Origin of the sequence: Cupriavidus basilensis, assembly GCF_029335485.1 — a bacterium.
GTDB classification, from domain to species: domain Bacteria; phylum Pseudomonadota; class Gammaproteobacteria; order Burkholderiales; family Burkholderiaceae; genus Cupriavidus; species Cupriavidus basilensis_E.
The window spans coordinates 1-2,628 of sequence record NZ_JARJLM010000602.1 but is presented as its reverse complement, the minus strand read 5'-3'; the positions used below and the strand labels follow the sequence as shown (position 1 = coordinate 2,628).

Here is a 2,628-nt window from a genome sequence, read left to right as displayed (position 1 = left end):
CCAGCGAGCCCGTGACCGATTGCAGGATGCTCTGGGCGCCGCGGGTGTCGTGCTGCAGGCTGGTGAAGGAATAGGGCGCATGCCGGCCATCCCCCAGCGGAATCCCGACGTTGAGCAGGATGCGGTTGTCCCACCGGCCCCTTGTGAGGTCGAACTGGCGGGACACCGAGATGCCATAGTTGATGCGCCGGTAGTTGTTGTTGTAGCCGAGCTGGAACTGGGTGTCGTTGCCGGAGCGGCTCCAGTAGTTCTGGGTGCTGCCCGCCAGGTAGATCGATCCGTAGCCTGGCGGCAGCGCCTGGTTCAACGTCAACTGCAAGCGATTGCGCTGCACGCCACTGATGGCCAGGCCTCTGGCATCACGCTCCATGTCGCGCAAGATGGCGGCATCGGCGAAGTTGAGGTAGCCGCTGCTGGAATAGCGGTAGGCCGCCAGGGTGACGTTGGTGCCGATGGGCTCCAACAGCTTGCTGTAGAGGAGACGGACGCTGTACCCGTTGCGGTCCGGCTGCTTCTCGAAGCGCGCCCAAGCCTGGGTGACGTCCATGCCAAGCGCGCCAAAGGAGGTATTGAGGGCTCCGCCAAGCGCCACTGCGGTGTAATCCTGGGCCGCCAACAGGCCGCCATAGCCGGTCAGCATATTGGTAAAACCGTGCTGCACCGTGGCCTGCAGCATCTTCGGCGCGCTACGGACGTTGGGGTTCCGGTACTGGCCGGCGGTGACCTGGTAGCGCGTGATGCCCGGACGCAGGGAATTGACCGCCGCCGCATAGGGCACCTTCGAGATGCGCACGCTGCCGTCGGCCTCGGTCACGACCACTTCGAGGTCGCCGCCGTAGCCGGTGGGGTACAGGTCGTCAATGACGAAGGCGCCAGCGGCCACCGTGGTTTCGTAAATGATGTTGCCACTCTGGCGGATCTGCACGCGGGCGCTGGTGTTGGCGATGCCCCGGATGGTGGGAGCGTAGCCGCGCTGCGACTCCGGGTACATCCGGTCATCGCTGGCCAGCTGCACGCCGCGGAAGCCGATGCTGTCGAATATGGTACCGTCGGTGAATGCATCGCCGAGGACGACCTGGCTGCGGATGGCGGCAATGCTGCGCTGCAGGCTGGTCTGCACGCTCTGATAGCGGGTGCCGGCCTGGTTGTCGTGGCTCAGGTTGCCGAGGTGCCGGAAACGCCATGCGCCCACGTTGACACCGGCGTTGAGACCGACATAGGCGAACGACGTGGACTGCCCCAGGCTGGAGGAACGATAGGCATTTGCGTTGTACTGCAGACGCGCGGCGGTGGCGCCCTCATCCCAGTACTTCGGGTCGACATAGCCGCGGGCCCTGCGCTTGAGCGCGGCTTGCGGCAGGCTGATGTCGAGTCGCTGTTCTCCGTTATCGAACTCCGCTGTACCGGCATTCACCAGCTCGGGCAGCGGCGCGCATGCACCGTCGGCAAGGCGGTTCGCTGCTTCCGGAAGGAGCTTGACCAGGTCGACGCCGACGCGTTCGAGCAGGACACGGTCGAAACAGGGCTGCACGTTGCGGCTGTCATTGCCGACCTGCCGCACGGAAACCTCGGCGCGCCCCAGCCAGGTCTGGTTGACGTAGAGATCCGCGCGATAGGTTCCCGGCAGGGCCACGTTGCCTTTGTTGAACCGGCTCACATCGATGGGCCCGCCGCCGTTCTGGCGAAGGAACTGGTCGTTGAACTCGACTTCCGCCACCATGACGGGGCCTGGCTGGCCGGCTCTGGCGGTTGTCGCACCCGCTCCGGCGAACAGGCACACGAGCACCGCACTGATCGGGCTCAAGCGGAAGGCATGCGACTTCGATCTCTGTAATTGCATCGTCCCTATTAATAAGAATCGGGCGTGGATGCCCTGGAAACCAATATGTCCCGGCCTGTTCCGTCGCTGGATCACTGGGCGGATACCGTTCCGAGTTCAATCTCGGCGTCCATCGGGCCGCCGTAGTCGTTGATGGCCTGGTAGCGCATGCGGCTAGGCGTGCCAGTACCTACCTCGCCCGAAAGCGGGAAGACCTTCGTTTCGCCAGGGCCGACCATCCCGCCATCCTCAAAGCGGGCGGTTTTGCCGCCGCCGGTGACTTCCAGCCTGCTGAAGGAAGCGTGATAGGCCGTGGGATTGCGCGCTTCGAGAGCCTGGTGGTCGCCGGCCTTGACCAAGCGCCAGGCAATCTGTGCCGGGGCCTCGCCTGCGCTGCCCTTGAGGCCGGCGGGGCGGTAGAACAGCTTGATGCGCGATCGGAACGCGAACTGCAGGCGATTGACTTCGGCCTCGTCGCCGGTGGGCTTGGGCGGTATTTCCACGACGTTGAGCCAGAACACCGACTCCCTGTCCGGAGGCAGCGGCTCGCCCGTATGGAGGATGCGCAGCGTCTGTCCCTTGCTGGGGTCGATGCGGGACACGGGCGGAGTCACGGTGAACGGGACGGCAATCTCCGCCGGCGCGGCCTTCGCATCGCCGTCGTCGATCCATGCCTGCACCAGCGCCGGGGCCTTGCCCTCGTTGCTGAGTTTCATCACGGCTTCGGATTCTCGTGCGTCATAGATGACCCGCGTTCCCGCAATGACGACAGATGACAGGGCGGGAAACGGACAGAGCAACATGGACAC

General features: G+C 64.8%; 2 protein-coding genes. Both read right to left on the bottom strand.

Features of this window, described 5'->3' with window-relative positions:
* The coding region (locus P3W85_RS37275) for a fimbria/pilus outer membrane usher protein (RefSeq protein ID WP_430869694.1) at positions 1-1,840 on the bottom strand (1,840 nt) is incomplete at its 3' end.
* 71 nt (positions 1,841-1,911) lie between these two features.
* Positions 1,912-2,622, bottom strand: coding sequence for a fimbria/pilus periplasmic chaperone (locus P3W85_RS37270; protein WP_276268474.1), 711 nt, complete (start codon positions 2,620-2,622; stop codon positions 1,912-1,914).
* Between the last annotated feature and the right edge of the window lie 6 nt (positions 2,623-2,628).

What these genes read in the sequence shown, in the direction of transcription:
- P3W85_RS37270 (WP_276268474.1), bottom strand. Translation starts at nt 2,622, where the DNA reads ATGTTGCTCTGTCCGTTTCCCGCCCTGTCATCTGTCGTCATTGCGGGA.